This window comes from Paenibacillus sp. FSL H8-0104 (genome assembly GCF_038050215.1).
GTDB lineage: Bacteria > Bacillota > Bacilli > Paenibacillales > Paenibacillaceae > Paenibacillus > Paenibacillus amylolyticus.
Window position 1 is genome coordinate 5,313,248 of the sequence record NZ_JBBOTC010000001.1, and the last position, 18,094, is coordinate 5,331,341.

10 protein-coding genes are annotated in these 18,094 nt (G+C 46.3%); all 10 read right to left on the bottom strand.

Features of this window, described 5'->3' with window-relative positions:
• Window positions 1–30: 30 nt before the first annotated feature.
• The 10 genes from NST38_RS23430 to NST38_RS23475 all read right to left on the bottom strand — a co-directional run bounded on the left by NST38_RS23430 (window position 31) and on the right by NST38_RS23475 (window position 18,091).
• Entirely contained in the window at window positions 31–1,002 is a 972-nt protein-coding gene (locus tag NST38_RS23430; RefSeq protein ID WP_036617058.1) for a helix-turn-helix transcriptional regulator, read from the bottom strand.
• A 272-nt stretch (window positions 1,003–1,274) separates the two neighbouring features.
• The gene (locus NST38_RS23435; protein WP_076252915.1) at window positions 1,275–1,796 is read right to left on the bottom strand and encodes a hypothetical protein; all 522 of its coding nucleotides are present in this window, start codon (window positions 1,794–1,796) and stop codon (window positions 1,275–1,277) included.
• A gap of 163 nt (window positions 1,797–1,959) precedes the next feature.
• Window positions 1,960–2,589: a 50S ribosomal protein L25 gene (locus NST38_RS23440; RefSeq protein ID WP_036617054.1), complete on the bottom strand. Its 630-nt coding sequence runs from the start codon at window positions 2,587–2,589 to the stop codon at window positions 1,960–1,962.
• 282 nt (window positions 2,590–2,871) lie between these two features.
• On the bottom strand, window positions 2,872–5,748 hold the full coding sequence (pulA, locus tag NST38_RS23445; RefSeq protein ID WP_076252916.1) for a type I pullulanase: 2,877 nt from the start codon (window positions 5,746–5,748) through the stop codon (window positions 2,872–2,874).
• Between the two features lie 485 nt (window positions 5,749–6,233).
• The gene (gene pulA / locus NST38_RS23450) at window positions 6,234–8,282 is read right to left on the bottom strand and encodes a type I pullulanase (RefSeq protein WP_076252917.1); all 2,049 of its coding nucleotides are present in this window, start codon (window positions 8,280–8,282) and stop codon (window positions 6,234–6,236) included.
• A 173-nt stretch (window positions 8,283–8,455) separates the two neighbouring features.
• Entirely contained in the window at window positions 8,456–11,704 is a 3,249-nt protein-coding gene (locus NST38_RS23455; RefSeq protein WP_257468008.1) for a DUF5704 domain-containing protein, read from the bottom strand.
• 441 nt (window positions 11,705–12,145) lie between these two features.
• Entirely contained in the window at window positions 12,146–13,423 is a 1,278-nt protein-coding gene (locus tag NST38_RS23460) for an S-layer homology domain-containing protein (RefSeq protein WP_370511438.1), read from the bottom strand.
• 339 nt (window positions 13,424–13,762) lie between these two features.
• Entirely contained in the window at window positions 13,763–15,274 is a 1,512-nt protein-coding gene (locus NST38_RS23465; RefSeq protein WP_083684726.1) for an extracellular solute-binding protein, read from the bottom strand.
• A gap of 180 nt (window positions 15,275–15,454) precedes the next feature.
• Window positions 15,455–16,567 (bottom strand): glycoside hydrolase family 88/105 protein, encoded by a 1,113-nt coding sequence (locus tag NST38_RS23470; RefSeq protein ID WP_076252920.1) that lies wholly within the window; start codon window positions 16,565–16,567, stop codon window positions 15,455–15,457.
• A gap of 24 nt (window positions 16,568–16,591) precedes the next feature.
• Complete coding sequence (locus NST38_RS23475) at window positions 16,592–18,091, bottom strand: extracellular solute-binding protein (protein ID WP_076252921.1); 1,500 nt, start codon at window positions 18,089–18,091, stop codon at window positions 16,592–16,594.
• Window positions 18,092–18,094 lie beyond the last annotated feature (3 nt).

Below are 18,094 nucleotides of genomic sequence, written 5' to 3' on the forward strand. Positions count from 1 at the left end.
TTTTCCTGTATTTCTCCATGATTAAAATTTTTACAATGATACATCGGTTTCATAATGTTCCAACCACTCGACAAGTTGCCTGCGTATCTCTCTACGAAACTCACGAGGTTCAAGTACCTCTGCCTCGGGCCCAAATTGATACAACCATTTCAAAAATTCTCTGCTGCTATTCAGTGTCACTTCAAATAACAATCCCCCATCCGACATATTCGTCATTCGCGGGCGAACAAACATTTCTTCTTCTTTTATGTAGGGGGCCACTTTCTCAGAGAATCTTACCTTGAAATGGATATTTTCGTCGCCACGGTCAATAGACCATGTGTTCTTCATGTACTGTGTTATGTTGAAATCACCCTTGTCGAAACCGGCATTTGTTCGTGTCACATCCAAAAAACGGCTGATCCGAAACAATCGAACTTTTTGCAGCAAATGGCAGTATCCAATCAAATAAAAACGTTGATCACGTGGAATGAGATAATAGGGATCGATATCCCGGACTGTGATCTCATTTCTTGTCAGCGTATGATATTGAGTACGAATGGTTTGCTGGCTTAGAATAGCTTCGATAATGGGAATCAGCAAATTAGGGTCTTTTCCTTCCTCACGATAAGCTGGCGTGCCCATCCGAATAATTCCCGCAATATTCTCTACAATGTCACTGTTTCTTGATTTTAATTTGGTATGAGCCGACATAACCTTGTCAAACGCTGAATCAAACTCAGCAGGTAACTTGGAGGTATCAACTACGGACGGGAGCAAGGAGAAAACCATTGCTTCCTGTTCAGTAAAATCTAATGGATACATCGCAAACTCACCAATAAATCGGTAACCTTTACCGTATCCTTCATTCATAATCGGGGCGACCCTATCCAAAATCCGGAGATCACGATAAATCGTGCGTACAGTCGTACCGCATTTCAGCGCCAATTCCTTGGCCGAAATTCCAGGATTTGCTTGTATAGCCTGAAGTATACGCAGCAGACGAATTAATTTCTCTGTCATGTAGTTTCTCCCCTTCGATATTTTATCGGCAAGGAAAACTAGTTCCTTTAGTACAGAACTAAATCTTTAGTCCCAATATTATTTTCGCAATTCCACCATTTTTGTATAGTCCAATTGCACTCTCACCCCCTTTTAATATACATTCTCTTACTCGCTTGCGTAAAACATTAACCCAAAAGACCTTAAACCTAAGCCTGAAAGCCTATACAATTTTCTAAAAATAATACAAAAAAAGCCCTGATCTCCACAAAGAGACAAGGCTTTTCTCGGAATTACTGGTTATGCAACTGTAATAATTGATTCATCACATTTGCCATATGCTCACAGAGTTCAGCAATGTCCCCCATCTGGTCTTCATTCACACTGCGGTCAAAATAAACATGAGCCGTGACGTTATACCTGTTTGGCTGTTCATCAAAGATATACTGGATGTTCTGGCACATCCTCTGCTCAGGCCAGCTCTTCTGTAATATCAGACGAATGGCTGGGCACTGCTTCTCAGGCTCCTTCACAACCATACTAAACCGTAGTTCCAAGCGGCAACCCGGATTCGCACCAGGCGTCTCCAGGATCTCCGCTGCAAGCTCCTCGAGGGAACTGCTTAATACAACCTCGCCTGTTACTTCCGGACGATCCCTGAGACAAAATTGTAATGTGAACTCTCTGGACATCACTGCCATCTCCAGCCGATCTTTACGCCCCGTAATCTGAATACGTTCGTCCAGGTTATCCATATCATAGAGATAATTCTCAAACCCGACTTTCAGATTGTCATACACCGTTGGATCAAACATTGAATTAAACCTACTTTCTTACCCTTTAACATGTATTGTAGTACATTCTCATTTTTCATGCGAACGATGTGCCTATTGAACTCTCTTGCTCAGCAAAAAAAGCCCAGTCACTAGGACTGGGCTCTGGTTAAGCATGAGATCTGGCAAGATCCCGTAGCTTGGCTTATTCTTCTGTAGCTTTTTCTTCAGTTGCCGGCTCAGCTTCCTCAGCAGAGGCCGTTGGCTCTTCCTCAGCCGCTTGTGGCGGCATGACGGAAGCGATGATGGATTCAGGTGATGTTACGAGTGTCAAACCTTTATCGAGTTTGATATCCGCAGCAGTCAAGCGATCACCGATGTCCAATCCGCTCACATCCACTTCAATGGACGTTGGCAGATCCGCAGGCAATCCTTCTACTTCCAGCTGTGTCTCCTGTGTCTGGAATACACCACCAGCTTTCGAGCCGGCCGCTGTACCCTGGAAGTCAATCGATACACTTACGCTGATCGGCTTGTTCTTGGAAATTTGCAAAAAGTCTACGTGCAGCAAACGTCCGTTACGCTCTTGCTGATCCTTGATCAGCACAGGAAGCGTTTTACCGCCCTCCACATTCAGGTTGAACATTTCGGAGCGGCCTGTGCGTGCCACTTTCAGCATTTCTTTTTCATCTACATGTATTGAAGCACCTTCAAGTCCCGGGCCGTAAACGACTGCGGGAACTCGTCCGCCTTGTCTTAACAGGCGCAGTGCTGCACCTTTCTTTTCCGTTCTTGGCGTTGCTGTAAGTTGAGCCATTTTTCCGTTGGATTTCATGATTGAACATCCTCCTTCAAGGGATCACTACATTATATTTGTTGGAAAGCACTGAGGCTTATCTCATAGACCATAATGGTCTTTTTTCCTTTGGCCGAATCGTGGGCCATATCTATATTTACCCCAATGATAGAGGATCTCAAACACGAAACAGGACAATTAATTTTTTTTTTGGCAAGTTATGCGGCTTATAATCAGACCAAAAAAAGCAGTCGGAATCTCTTCCAACTGCTGATTTATCAAGGTTTTGACGAACTACATTCAAAGTTATACATAAAGAAACTATGCGCTATTACGATCCTCTGTTTTTTCACTTTCACGAATGATCTGCATCTCGTCTGATCCGCTACGGACAATAATGTGTACATCCCCGTCTTCAGGTACAATGTCCACGTAACGGTCTCCGCACGTATCTTTAGCTTCCCATTCGTTCAATCGAATGATCAATCCCAGGTGATGCAGACCCGGAGCAACGCGGAAGCGGGCTTCGGCGGCATTACCGACTTGTTCCAGCCGTACGGCTCCGTCCTCCATACCTGTGCCCCATACCCAGACATCCCAACCTTCATAATGCTGGTCTTCCCGTTCGTATCGAAGCGTGACGGTTCGCGAAATCTGTTTATGAATCGTTACGCCAAGCGTTGCCCGAATTCCTCCAGCCTCAGCAATAATATGGGTTACTCCAGGTGTCATCGCACGTACGATCCCTGCTGCACTCACCGCTGCAAGTTCTGGATGAGAAGAGCTCCAGCGTATATTGGAATCCTGAAGCGGCTGACCAAATTGATCCAGAACCAAGGCACGGAAGCGACTGATTCGAGTCATGTACATGACAGGTTCACCCACAATTTCAATTCGTTCAGCATGACGATAATCCACTTGTAACATACAGCTTGCCGTTATGTCCCCACAGTGGACTGTAATCGAAGCTTCCCCTCGTTCCAGTGCATGGATTGTTCCATCAGGCTGGATCTGAATAATATCCGGATCAGAAGAAGTCCAGGTAACTGGAGCTTTTTCCACCACATTGCCAATACTGTCCCGTACGATCGCTCGTAGTTGAGTGGTCTCCTTCGGACTATATACCTGGCGAGGAAAACTAATCTCCACTGTTGATGGTTCAGCGCCTCCAGCATGCTCTGTGTCATACAGTACCATTAAAGACCATCGTTCTACCTGAACAGTACCACGAACAGTCTCGATCACGTCTGTGCCTGCCTGATGATCATTGACCACAACATGCCAGTCCCCTTCCCCCAGGTCGACATGCTGCTCATGTTCCGTTCCGTTATAGATGACCATAATCTGATTCCAGGTGTCCTGATTCGCACCATCCTGAAGTATAAAGGCAACTACATTACCATCCGCACGAATAACACGAAGGTGATTTCGTACCTGTTCAGCATCAATCATACGAAAAGCGGGATGTGTTCTCCGCAAATGAATAAGACCACGATAGTAGTCGAACACCGGTCTGAAGCGTGATTTGTTGGCCCATGTGATGGCGTTCACCGCATCCCCGCTCCGATAACTGTTATGATCACCGGCTTTGGATCTGAGCATCTCATCCCCTGAGTGCAGAAACGGAATACCCTGAGAAGTAAGCAGAATGCCGGAGGAGAGTAACGAGCGACGAACCATCTCATGATTCAAAACATCATCTGCATCCACATACCGATAAGGATCTGCTGCTTTTACCGCCGACTCAGCACTTCCGCCTCCCACCGGCTGTCCGTCCTTCCATACGGGAAAACCTAATTCATGTCTAAGGTTCATTGTTGTTGCAATTTTATCCCACAGATTGAGATTGTCATGAGCAGTTACATAATTGACAACTTCCACAGGTGAAGATGTGAAATCATCCAGTGCTCCCGCTAATCCCCTAATAAGCTCATATTCCTGCCCTCCGGCACCCGTGACAAACCCTCTGCCACTGCCATCACTATCACCCTTGATTGCACTGCGAAAATGATCATTAAATACTGCAAACCCCTGACCTCGCTGGGTTCCTTTTAATGTTTTGCGGTCCAAAGGTGAATCTCCACCCATCCAGGGTTCCCCATAGATCAGAAACGCCGGATCGATCTGCTCCCGCAATTCGCGTGTCAATTCATTCATCGTTTCCGTATCAATCAGGGCCATAAGGTCAAATCGAAATCCGTCCACATGATATTCTTCTGCCCAATATCGGAGAGAATCCAAAATATACTTTCGCACCATTGGACGTTCTGTTGCCAATTCATTGCCTACACCAGAACCATTACTGAGGGTCCCATCCTCCCGATAACGGTAATAATAGCCTGGTACAATCCGTTCAAAAGGTCCCTCTTCCACGCTATACGTGTGATTATAGACAACATCAAGTACAACGCGAATGCCTTGTCTGTGCAGCGATTGAACGAGTGATTTGAGCTCCCGAATTCGAACTGCAGGATCACGAGGATCTGTCGCATACGAACCTTCGGGAACGTTATAATGCTGGGGATCATACCCCCAGTTGTATGGTGCTCTGACATTTGAACCCACATCTGCTGTAGCGAGTTCATTCACCGTCTGATAATCCGCCACAGGCAGAAGATGTACATGAGTGACTCCCAGTTCGGCAAGATGGTCTACGCCAATACTATTGCCTGCTCTATCTGTCAGACCGGATGCCGTGAATGCCAGATATTTTCCCTTGTACGGAATATCTGCATGTGGATCCGAGGAGAAATCACGAACATGCAACTCATATAACACGGCATCAACAGGACGCAGAAAAGCAGGTTTGACATCCAGGTCCCAATCAACCGGATTGGTGGTCTCAGGATCTATAATAGCCGTTCGTTGCCCATTAGCCGTTACCGCTCTGGCATAAGGATCAACAACCACTTCAATCCGCTGATTATCATGGATAATTCGGTACATATAATAATGTCCTGCCCAATCGCCACTGAGCTTCAGACTCCATATTCCGTCCGCATCGCGCGTCAGATCATGTTCCTGCCCATTTTCATGATCTTGTACTTTACCACTATCGTTGTAATGCCCTTCATCGTCAAAAACCAATATATAAACCTGTTGTGCCGTAGGTGCCCACAATTTAAAAGTACTTGCTGCACGAGTATATGTTAAGCCAAGATCGTTGCCATCGTAACGAAAAGAAGTCCATTCCGGCATCGTTCCCACCGCCTTTATATCCATTGATTTCGTGTTGTCCCGATGTTACGGAGCGGGACGTTGTTTGTCAACCCGGGGTTGTCTGTACTCATCATATCGGTCCAATTTGCGTATTCAATTAGCAATCGCTTTCAAAATATAGGATATGAAAACAAGCGCCATAGATTGACAGCATTTGTACCTGTCCTGACAAAAAAAGTTTGGAATATACAAGAATAAATTGCAGGATGTCAATTGGTTGAGATTAAAGTGCACCAACAGGTGCACAGCATAAAGAAGGTCGAGACATGACAATGTATAGCCCTGCGACCAAGCCAATGGCTCTGACGCATCAACAAATCCCCCTTTCTTACGGGAAAGGGGGATTTGTTTTATCTCAATTTATTTGATTAAATTCGATTGATTGGATATCTTGAACGTGTCCTTGTTAGCGATTTTACTAATGGTTTGTTGGACCCTTCAATTCTTGGCAAGCTTTGCGTTCATTAGGAATTGGAATACATCACCGTAAGGGATATCGCATTCACATGTACCTGTCCGTCCTGTATGGTGCGTATCGTATTAACGCCTGCTTGTCCTTTCTCTACAATCACATTCCATGTCCCTGTGGGAATAGCGATGTCACGGTTTTCTTTTGCCGCGTTATAGATGACAACAATGCGTTCCCATGAATCGCTGGCTACTGTACCGTTCAGTTCATACGCCAGCAGTCCATTACCTTTTTCAAGAAGACGAACATGCTTCTCGATCTCTTCCCGTGTACGAAGTCGAAATACTGGATGCTCTCGCCGAAGACGAATCAGCCCACGATAATAATTAAATACCGGCTTGAACAGCTTCTTCTGCTCCCAATGTATGGCATTGACCACGTCTCCACTCTGGTGGCTGTTGGCGTCCCCATATTTGCTTCGAAGCAGCTCATCTCCAGCCGCGATCAGGGGAACACCCTGGGAGGTTAGAACGATACCATTGGCAAGCAGACTACGCCTAACGGTCTCATTCTCCAGAATGTGTTCCGAATCGATCTGCAGGTAAGGCTTAGCCTTCTCTACTGCCTCTTCCACACTCTGGCATCCACGAATACTTCCACCCTCGTCATAGGTGAGGAAATTCAAGGTATCGTGGAGTCCTTGTGTACGTGCGACTTTGTCCCACAGGTTGAGATTATCGTGCACTGTTACATAGTTAATCGTCTCGGATGGACCATCCGTAAAATCCTCAATGGCTCCCCGGACGCCAGTCCACAATTCGTCTTCTTTCCCGTCCGCACCTGTCGCAAATCCCGTACCCATCCCATCACTGTCTCCCTTGATCACTCCGCGGAAATTATCGTTAAACACAGCAAAACCCGCCCCGCGCTGCGTTCCTTTTAGGGTCATATCATCTCCAAGCAGCGAATCCAGTGCGCCCCATGGTTCACCATATAACAATATGGAAGGTGACACTTCGGTGTGCAACTCCGCTGCAAGCTGTTTCATCGTAGTTGTGTCGATCAGGCCCATCAGATCAAATCGAAAACCATCCACATGATACTCCTCTACCCAGTAACGGACCGAGTCGATGATAAATTTGCGAACCATGGTGCGTTCAGTAGCCACCTCATTGCCCGTACCTGAACCATTGCTATAGGTCCCATCGGCGTTTTGACGATAGTAGTACCCTGGTACAAGTTTTTCAAAAGAGCTGCCTGCCGTATCAAACGTATGATTATATACCACATCCATAATGACACCTATTCCCTTGTTATGAAGGGCAAGCACCATGGATTTGAACTCACGAATTCGTGTCTCCGGATCATCTGCACGTGATGCATAGGAACCTTCCGGGACATTGTAATGGAGCGGATCATATCCCCAGTTATAGTTGGAGCCATCAGACGTATCCCCATCCACCCCGGACTCATCCACTGTCGCAAAATCAAATACAGGCAGCAGATGCACATGGGTGATCCCCAGTTCAACCAAATGATCGATTCCCAGCGTGTTGCCCTCTGAATCCCGCAGCCCGGTCTCGGTAAAAGCCAGGTATTTTCCTTTATGCGTGATTCCAGATGATGGGTGTATGGAAAAATCACGTACATGCAGTTCGTACAGGACTGCATCTACAGGACTAGTCAATTCAGGGCGAATATCCTCACTCCACCCATGGGGATGCGTCTGCCCCAGTCTGATGATTACACCCATTTCTCCGTTCATGGTGACTGCTCGTGCGTATGGATCAACAGCAGTCGTTGATTGTCCATCTTCGAAAGTAGGCTTGTACATGTATCGGTAGTTATCTAACTCCCCTTCCAACTCCAGAGCCCAAATGCCTTGTTCTTTCTTGTGCATGGGTAACGCCCTCTGTTTCAATTGATTGGGCTCTTCCTCCGGGCTCCCACCTGTCAAAGGCGGGTACAGGAGTAGTTCCATCTGAACGGCTAACGGTGACCAGACTTTGAAGTGACAGGTTTGTGCTTCTAATGTGACACCTAAATCTCTTCCTTTGTATGTATCTTCTGAAATCATTATTTCCTGCTTATCCTCTTCAATCATGTGTGTTGTTCCCCTCTCGTTGAGAAAATTGATGAATATGGATGGTACGAGTGCTCCTTACCCTTTATACCCGTTCTGCTGCCCAACCATAATCCGAATTACACAAAAAAGAAGACAAACGTCATGTAGATTCACATTACGCTTGCCTTCTTTATGGGTAAAACGATATCTCTCTAATGTGGTACCTGGGATTGGAAATCATTCCGGCTGGATTGATCGGCGTGGTACAAAACCACGTCCCCATCTTGCATCGGCCAGCTTCTCCCCTGATTATCTACCGGGTTGTTATCAAAACCTTCCATTTGCCATTGATTCATCAACGGTGCGTGAATATATTGCAGATGTGGTGCACTCGTATTACCACTGCGCAATGTTTCCATATTGAAGTTAACCACAATGTAACCCTCCCTCAGAAATACCATTGCCTTCTCATCCAACTGGTTTTGTCTGGCAAGTGACTCGAGATCGGTTCCTTTGGGCACTGCATATACATCTGCGGGCAAGCTATATTCCCCATACCAGCGCTGAATCGCTGCATTCGCCCGATCCACATTAACACTGGAGGGAATATCTGCTTTTGGGCCAATGAGTGTGCGGATCTGTGAAGGAAGAATCATCCAGTCATAACGACCTACCCACGTTTTATGATGAGAGGTCTGATCCACGAAACGAACCATATGTTCCGCCATTGTACCCTGATTGCGTTCCTCCTCCGACAGTTCATAGGTATACTGATAGCGCGCTGTATCACCTAACTCCGTACCGGGGACATTCCGCAACCGTGAGTTCAGGACAACAAAGCGTTTTTCTAAATCTTGTGCCGATCCGATACGAATGAGTCGTTCCTGTCCTCGATGGTAGTATAAATCCACTTCTTGCCGGGTGGTGCCATCTTTACTCACAAAAGAGAACGACGGCGTGATTCGGATACCATCCTGTTTCCCAAACATATTGCCCTTTGTCTTCAGATCAAACTTGAAATGGTAACCCGTCTTCACTGCAGCATTTCGGAACCCCTGTACCGGATGACTACCGGGACGAATAGGCAGGACATAGGGAGCCAAATTACCTCGGGGATCTCCGTCTATACTGTTTCCTCCGGTCCAGTAACTCACACCTGTTGGTTCGGGGCTTCCCATCCGCTTGCGGAACACATTTTCCCAGTTGTAGTCTGAAATATCGGTGATGTGAAAATCATACAATCGTCCGATAACCTCTACAGCAACGGTATCTGCTGCGACATGATGGGTCAGATTGGTGTTCGCATCCTGTTGTTCTGTGAAGTTTGCAGGTGCATTTTCGGCGATATTTCGAAACTCAATTTGGTAATTCCCTTCATCTACCCATACAGGAAGATAAAAAGGGGTGTCCAACTGATTTACCGGAATATCCACCCATGTCTTGGCCGGAATAAACTGACTTCTGGCACCGTTATAGACATCGAATGGAAAACGAACCTGTTTGATCCGGAAATATTTCGCATAATCATGGTTTCCATACCCAAGATAACTTGCTACATCCAAATGTTGACCTGAGGTTGGGATTCGTACAATGAATGGGCGCTCTAAAATAAGTGCAGCTCTGGTCGGATCAGGCGTAGTCTTCTGATTATGAGGCTGATCATCTGACACCCAGGCATAGTTCACAACTGGAGTATGTACTGTAACCGAGTTAATGCCCAGAATGGGGAACTTCTGATCCTGCCCTCCGTTAACATTGCCAGGGAGAAGTCCATACGTAATCTCACCCGTGGTCGGCTGGTTAGCTTTGTTCATCAACGTGTTCTTGATCGTAAGCCGGTTCTGGTACAGAACATCGTCCCCGATCATGCCAGGCTGGGGGATCGTCCCAGGTCTTGGAGCTGTTTTTTCCACGGGAGCAGGGTCCATAATCGTCGCTCCATTAAAGGTTACCTTGTCATTATTGACGGTATTTTCTCTAACCTCCGCTTCAGCTTTGGATTGAAACAATGATGTTTCATCTGGCGTAGGCGGTTCAGCCGAACCACCCGGAACCCCTTTGATACCAAGATCAATTTCTCGACATGGCGCAGGTTTCACATGATTGGTAATCGCAATATCCTTAGCCGATTGCAAAGTCGGTGGTGTATATGCATTGGGCATAAGGGTCACGGTATCACCATAACCGCCTAGTGCATAGTTAGATACCTTTGCCTCATTTACCTTGTAGGCCTCTAGGTTATCGATCTGCCAATAGCTATATGTCCGTGTTACTTGCATATTTCTATCCCCGGGCACATCAAGTTCTTTGGGCTCAGGAGGTGTTCCTGGGTCCCCCTCACCACTAGAGGCTCTTCCCGGGATCGTCCAGGTTTTATGATAAACCCTTTTCACTTTAACGGTGTAAGTCACCGTTCCCGTCATGTTAACCCAGCGGTGCTGAAACAGATATTCCTTGGCCAAGACATTGGCATAGAGATCTTCCGAAGTTGGAATACCACGGGTAACATCGAACTTCTCAGATCCACGCTCGTCTGCCTTCAACACACCTCGGACAGATGGGTCCATAACCGATGCTTCAATAACCGTGCCTCTACTCGGTGGGCTGATGGTCACAGGGCAAGCGTTCGCAGGGTCGCCCCCCGGATCGCCATCATTACCACCTCCTCCATTATTCGTGCAGTCCTTCACCTCAAGCACCTGAGTCCCTTGTTCATCCAGTTGCTGAGCAGAATCAAGAAAATGAGCTTTTATGGTAGTGCTACCCACGATCCCTTTTGTCGTGATTTTGCCATCAGCACCGATCGTCGCTATAGTCGGATTCGAGCTCTGCCACGTCAATTTGGGATGTGCCGTCAGTTTATGAACAGAGCGATCCGGTTTGGTTAGAACTGCTTCTGCCTGTAGAGGTGTCGTATTGGCTTTACAAGCATTCGGCAGATTCACAACGAGTCCTGGCTCAGACGTGACTGTTATGGTGGCGGTATCCGAGATCAGATATGTACCATTGTTCCAGATCGCACGCACGGTGACCGTGCCTGGACTTTCGGCCGTTAACATCCCTGTTTTGAGCTCTATACTCGCAATTGTCTCGTCAGAAGAAAACCATTTGATTTCCGTTTCCCTTCGGGATACGTCGATGCCCCCATTAAAATCTGTTTCGCCATAGTTTTTGGTCTTCACCTTGGCTATCATCTGCTGAGTTTGTCCTATGGTAAGGGTTTTATTTGGAGTTACATCGATTTCTTTTTCTTCTACCAGATCACCCTCCCAGATGATGTCCATTGGTGTATGGTAGGCTACTATTTGCTTAAGACAACCTTGATTTGTTCTACCACCATTCTCATAATCATTCCACTCAGTTACTTGATGTGAGCCCCCTGTTTTGGTAATGATCTTTACGACAGTACTACCTTCTCTTATAACCGTAGTACCAACCCCAGTATAGAATAACTGCTTCACGCTTGTTTGATAATCTACACTCTTAATACGAACATTTTCTACCATTCGCTGTGTGATTCTTTGAGATTGAAACTCTGGCCAATGTTCAGCGGGCCACCTGGAAAAATCCACTTCGTTAGGTATTTCTTTCTCAGCTGGGTACGGTCTAGAACATGAATTACTATTAAGGTTATCCGAGAAAGTTGGTCCGTTAGTGTGATCTGCCCTGAAGCTACCATTATCAAGCTGATACCAATAAACACCCGGATTCGCTACCCTTTCTAACGACTGTATTGTATTTGAAATTTCTTGTTTCTTGGGTCCATACGAATCCGAGCTTGCAGCTTCTATAGGCGATGATAAATTCAAACATAGTATATTAATAAGAAAAATTAAGATAACAATTAGGTATTTCTTCTCACCATGGACCTGCAAAAACACTTCACCACCATTTAGTACTACTTACATATTCTGAATTTGTAGTACATTTTCACTTTTTTCATTAAAGATATATGCCCCACTTTTCCCTGCTAAAACGGATGTGATCCAAAATCTCTTCTTCACATCTTTTTTTATCAAATCTCTCGAACTTTCCGGAATAGTAACTAAACCGTTCTTAGAGGTGTGCTTAAGATCCAATCGATTAAATTGTAAAAAACCACTATATAGGCCACCATTGAAGGTGATTAAGTTGGATTTATCAATTTTGGATGTAAAAGATATATCTGCAAAAGCCATATAATTACCTTTGAATAGATGTGTTTCTGGACCAATAAATAATGGTGCATAGATACCTTTTGCTTTACCTTGAGTAACATCCACGACGATATATCTATGGAGTGTAACTACACCAGATTTATTGGATAAATTAATTTCTTCTTTTGATATATCACTAACTTTGACTGAATTCTTAGTGTACCTATAATTACTAATCGTCGTTAAATTCGTACCCGTCGTGCCGACCTCTCTCATTTCATTCAGGTCACTATACTTCCCGGCATCCGTGCCCTCTACGTCCATATAACGCAGCAAAATGGCCGATACTTCTGCACGAGTGGTGGAGTCCGCTGGTTTTAATGTGCCATCCTGGAATCCACCGACAATGCCTGTCCCACGGACAAGGGCAAGATACGGAATCTGCTCAGCACGAATGGTGCCACGGTTCACTTCCGGTGTGGGAAGCAGCGTGTTTTTTGTATCGTTAAAAGCATCCTGGAAGCTGGCTCCGGACTTGATCAGTCCATTTGCAATCCATTTCATCATCTCGTAACGCGTCAGTTCCGCATTTGGATTGAACCCTTTGGCGTAATCGCCAGCATTAATGAATCCTTGTCCAACAAGTTGGCTAACCGCGGCTTCAGACCAATGGCCCTTGAGATCAGCAAAGGGATTCTGCCCCTCTACCTTCTCTAGTCCAGTCGCGCGGGCGAGTATGGTCGCATATTCCCCACGCGTAATTTTGCCATTGGGACGAAACGTTCCGTCCTGGTAACCTGAGATCAGATTTTTTTCATAAGCTTTGGCAATTGTCGCTTGAGCCCAGTGGCCCTTGATATCCTTGAACTTGCTAAGGGCAGTGTCACTTGTTCCCGATGCGGCATTCGCTGTTGAAGTAAAATGTACGGGGCCCATCGGTAATAGTGTTCCTGCCAATACAGCTGTCGTTAATAATCCGACGATCCACACGTTCCGTTTTTTCTTCTTCTCGTGTCCTTTGATCTGCTTCTTCAATCTACTCACGCTCCTATGTACCTTAGTATGGGGATGCTTTACGTGGTCAATCTAGTCACTTCTCTTCATAACCAAAACCTAAATTTGCCATAATAATCAATATTCTACCATGTTGTACTAGGCTATTGATATTATTTTTCGTCCATCCCCGTTACTTCAAGGTGTGCGCCCCTCCTTCCATAGACCCATTTCATTCGCCTAAAACACAAAAAAAGGCCATGAATCCGCAGATTCATAGCCTTATGCTTTAAGGGTGTGGTTTTTCTTATGATATTGGAAAAATGAACTCACTCATAGAATAAACCATATCATTCCATTTGATCAACCTTTTTTTTATTTCAGCCAGCTTTATTTCCCGTTTAATTCCTTATAGGATGCTTCAAGTTCTGTGATCAATTGATCACCACCGGCTTTTCTCCAGTTTGCGATTTCCTGCTCCCAACCTGCGTCATCGATTTTACCCATAATGTACTTGGTCTGCGCATCCCAGATCATCTGATCCAACTCCTGACCACGCTCAGTATAGATTGCCGAAGACAAGGTGAGTGCCGGATTGGCAATGGCGTATTGCTCATTCTCACGCGCCATCTTTGTACCTTTCATACCAATGGGAACATCGACGAGTTCAGGTACATTATAACCTTCAATACTTAACAAATTATCCCGATATGGCTTCACTTCACGCTGATAAGCGTCAAAATCCTTAAGTTCGGTTTTCCCATCAGCAGTCTTGCTGTAGTGCACATCGAGCAATCCACGGAGTTGTAACGCGCTTAATTCCTCATCCATCAACTGGTCTAGGAAGGTAAGAACCTGTTTCAATTGCTCCTCATCCGTAACGGATGCCTTCGGGATGACCAGCATTCCGTAGTTTCCCGGCTCCCCGGCGATTCGAATTCCGTCGGTTCCCTGGAACGGAGCCACATCAATCTCTCCATCCGGAGCATTAGGCGTAAGCCGCTGCTGGGAGGACTTCCCGTTCTGGGCCACACCGTTAAGCTTCATGCCAACTAGGCCGGAATCCATTTTTTTGTCCGCATCAGAAGGGTCCAGAGCAGGGAAATCACTATTAATCAGTCCCTCGCTGAACAGTCGCTTGAAGAGTTTCATTGTATCCACATATTCGGTAGTCAAGAACTCCGGGGTCAGTTTCCCAGCATCATCCACTCCCCATTTGTTAACACCGCCAATACTTACAGCAATCCGCGTCAGTGGGGAAGAGACACCCTCATTATACTTTTTGAAGAGCAGTGCACCGTACGTATCTTCCTTACCATTTCCGTCAGGGTCATCCTTGCGAATGGAGCGCATCACTTCATACCAGTCATCCAGCGTTTTTGGTATATCCAGCTTCAATGTATCAAACCAGTCCTTGCGATATACGATCGCAGTCCGTCCAATATCCCGGAAGTTCGGAATACCGTAGACCTTGCCTTCAATTTTGATATTGTTAAAATAAGCTTCGGATTGGGCAGAAAGATTCTTATAATCCTTCAAGTAAGGCCCCAGTTCCCAGAACAGTCCCGTTTTGGCGGCATTAAATGTTGTCGGTACATAATTCACACGCATAATGGTAGGCATCTCACCTGAAGCAACCATAACATTCACCTTATCATCAAAAGCAGACTGCGGAATCCACTGTACATTGACATCCGTATTTGTATATTCCTCAATCTTCTTTTCAATCCCGTTCTCCTTGGCCGGTATATCACCTACCTGCATTAAAGAGATGGAAATGGGAAGTTTACCTTCCCCTGCAGCAGGTGCTTTTTCTCCCCCGCAACCTGCAAGCAATCCAGCGGACATAGCACCAATTACAACGATTCCGCCTAAACGGGACATTGGACCTTTTGGACTCATGAACCATCTCTCCTTTTGGATAAGGTTATGTACACAGACCACTCCGATGACAGAACAACCTTCAGATCGCTGTTATCCCCAGATTTTTTGATTCCCTTTTATAAAGGGGAAAATCCGGGGATAAAGGCGAACGCTTCGCTTCCTCAGATTATTTCTGCCCTCTCCGTTCTCATGTACATGTTAGTTGGACTTGTAAAGTTCAATCTCCACTCCTGCCAAAATGAACGGAGCGACCGACTTCGGATCATTGATCCGAATGGACTCGGTCACATAATACTCATAGGACCCGTCACGATACGGGCTTCCTCCAAGACCGGCTCCGCCATTACACTGCGTCAAGGACAGCACGCCTTCACGGTCCGTTTGCAGCAGATGCTGTAGCAGACCCTGATACCCTTTTTCTGCAATCGCTTTGAACTTGCCACTTAGATATCCTTTACGCACACCTTTGGCCAATGCATAGACAAACATTGAGGTCCCGGAAGCCTCCAGATAGTTCCGCTCACGTCCCGGTTGATCCAACAAATGTGGCCATAGTCCGGTCTGCTGATCCTGTACATGCACTAGTGCGTTTGCTACCCGTTCGAAGATACCCACAATCTGTCCGCGCTGCGGATGATCTACCGGCAGATGATCCAATGTATCCACAACCGCCATCACATACCAGCCCATCGCCCGACTCCAGACATGTGGTGAACATCCCGTCTCACCCGAACTCCAGCGCTGCTCTTTGCTCTCATCCCAGGCATGGTACAAGAGACCACTACGCGGATCACGTGTACGTTGCTCCACCAGCAAGAGCTGCAGAGCCGCCTTGTCAAACCACTTCTCTTCACCCGTCACTGCGCCAAACTGGGTCAGATACGGAGTAGCCATGTACAATCCATCCAGCCACATCTGGAAAGGGTAAATCTTTTTGTGCCAGAACCCGCCTTCACTCGTATGTGGCTGTCCCTTAAGCTGAGTCATAAGCAGCTCCGCAGCTTTGCGATATTTTTCTTCACCCGTTTTCTCATGTAGTAGGAACAGTGATTTTCCCTGATTGATCTGATCCAGGTTATATTCCTCAACCGTATAGGAGCGAATGGAGCCATCTTCCTGAACAAAATGATCCATCAACTCACGGATGTAGTCAAAATACTTTTGCTCCCCCGTATGTGTATACAGCTCCTCCAGTGCTTTCAAAAAGCAGCCGTTCTCGTAATGCCAAGTGGCGTACAGCTCATGGTTGCGATAACTTTCCATGAATTGCTGTGCCATGCGCACCGATGTGAGTTGCAGTGTTTCCTTCATGATCAAGCCTCCGCTTCCGGCTCTTTATTGAGCCTGTTTTTTATAATCTTCGGCATATTCCTCACGAATCTTGTTTCCACCCGCATTGCCCCAATTCTCGATTTCCTTTTCCCAGCCACTTCGATCGATCTTGCCCATAATGTATTTGGTTTGTGCATCGGCAATCACCTGATCCAGATCCGCCCCGCGGTCACCATACGTTGGAGAATATAACGTCAGTGCAGGGTTTGGCACAGCGTGCTCCGCCAGTTCCTTGGCAAGTGCCGTACCTTTTTCACCCAGTTCGGTATCCTTCAATTTCGGTACGTTATAGCCTTCGACATAAGGAAGGTTGTCACGGTAAGGCTTCACTTCACGCTGGAATGCATCGAAGTCACTCATCTCCACCTGATCTTCGCCCACTTTGGTGTAATGTTTGTCTTCCATACCACGCATCAACAGGGTCGCCATCTCAGGGTCCATCAGTTTATCCAGGAAGGAGAGCAGGTTCTTGAGTTCTTCTTCCGATTTCACCGTTGATTTAGGGAATGCCAGTATTCCGGAGTTACCCGTCTGTCCTGCAACACGATCTCCGTTCGCTCCAAGCAAACCAGCGATGTCTACCACACCATCCGGATTGTTTTTGGACAAACGCTCTTGCTGACTTTTTCCGTTCTGCGCAACACCAACACGGATACCAACAACACCGGAATCATACTTTTTCTCCGCTTCCGTAGAGTCGAATACGGCAAAGTCCTGGTTCAGAAGTTTCTCATCGTACAAACGTTTCAGCAGATCCAGCACCTGCATATATTCCGGTGTCATGAATTCCGGCGTGAAGCTGCCATCATCTTCGACCTTCCACTTGTTAGGTGCACCAAAACTTACGCCAAGGCGCGTTGTGAAGGAATATTGATCCTCATTATATTTTTTGAAAAGCATCAGTCCAAACGTATTATCCTGACCATCTCCATCCGGATCCGAGGTAGCCAGCGTTTTAATCGTTTCATACCATTCATCCGGTGTGGTTGGCACCTTCAGATTCAGTTTCTCGAACCAGTCCTTGCGATAGATCACTGTAGCCCGCGCAATATCGGAGAACACAGGAACCCCATAAATTTTGCCCTCTACCTTGATGTTGTCAAAAAAACGCTCGTTCTGTGCCGACAGATTTTTGTAGTCTTTCAGCAAAGGTCCCACTTCCCAGAACACGTCATTACGCATTGCGCTGGTCACCGTTGGGTTATATTGTACTTTCACAATTTTCGGCATATCGCTTGAAGCGATCATCACGTTAATTTTGTCATTGTAGGCCGAAGCCGGAATCCACTGGATATCCAGTTTGGTATTGGTATACGCTTCAATCTTTTGCTGAACTTCATTGCCTTTGCTTGGCACATCACCCACCTGTGCAATGGCTATGGACACATTTTGTACGCCGCCCTCGGCAGCCTGACCCTCGTCTGATCCGCATCCTGCCAGCAAACCTGTCACCAGTGCCAGTGTGCTTAAGACAGCTACGGCTTTCTTTTTTGTTGCTTTCATAAC

Bases quoted from the DNA above. Each gene is read 5' to 3' on its own strand.
- NST38_RS23430 (WP_036617058.1), bottom strand. From the start codon at position 1,002: ATGACAGAGAAATTAATTCGTCTGCTGCGTATACTTCAGGCTATACAA.
- NST38_RS23435 (WP_076252915.1), bottom strand. From the start codon at position 1,796: ATGTTTGATCCAACGGTGTATGACAATCTGAAAGTCGGGTTTGAGAAT.
- NST38_RS23440 (WP_036617054.1), bottom strand. From the start codon at position 2,589: ATGAAATCCAACGGAAAAATGGCTCAACTTACAGCAACGCCAAGAACG.
- pulA (WP_076252916.1), bottom strand. From the start codon at position 5,748: ATGCCGGAATGGACTTCTTTTCGTTACGATGGCAACGATCTTGGCTTA.
- pulA (WP_076252917.1), bottom strand. From the start codon at position 8,282: ATGATTGAAGAGGATAAGCAGGAAATAATGATTTCAGAAGATACATAC.
- NST38_RS23465 (WP_083684726.1), bottom strand. From the start codon at position 15,274: ATGAGTCCAAAAGGTCCAATGTCCCGTTTAGGCGGAATCGTTGTAATT.
- NST38_RS23470 (WP_076252920.1), bottom strand. From the start codon at position 16,567: ATGAAGGAAACACTGCAACTCACATCGGTGCGCATGGCACAGCAATTC.
- NST38_RS23475 (WP_076252921.1), bottom strand. From the start codon at position 18,091: ATGAAAGCAACAAAAAAGAAAGCCGTAGCTGTCTTAAGCACACTGGCA.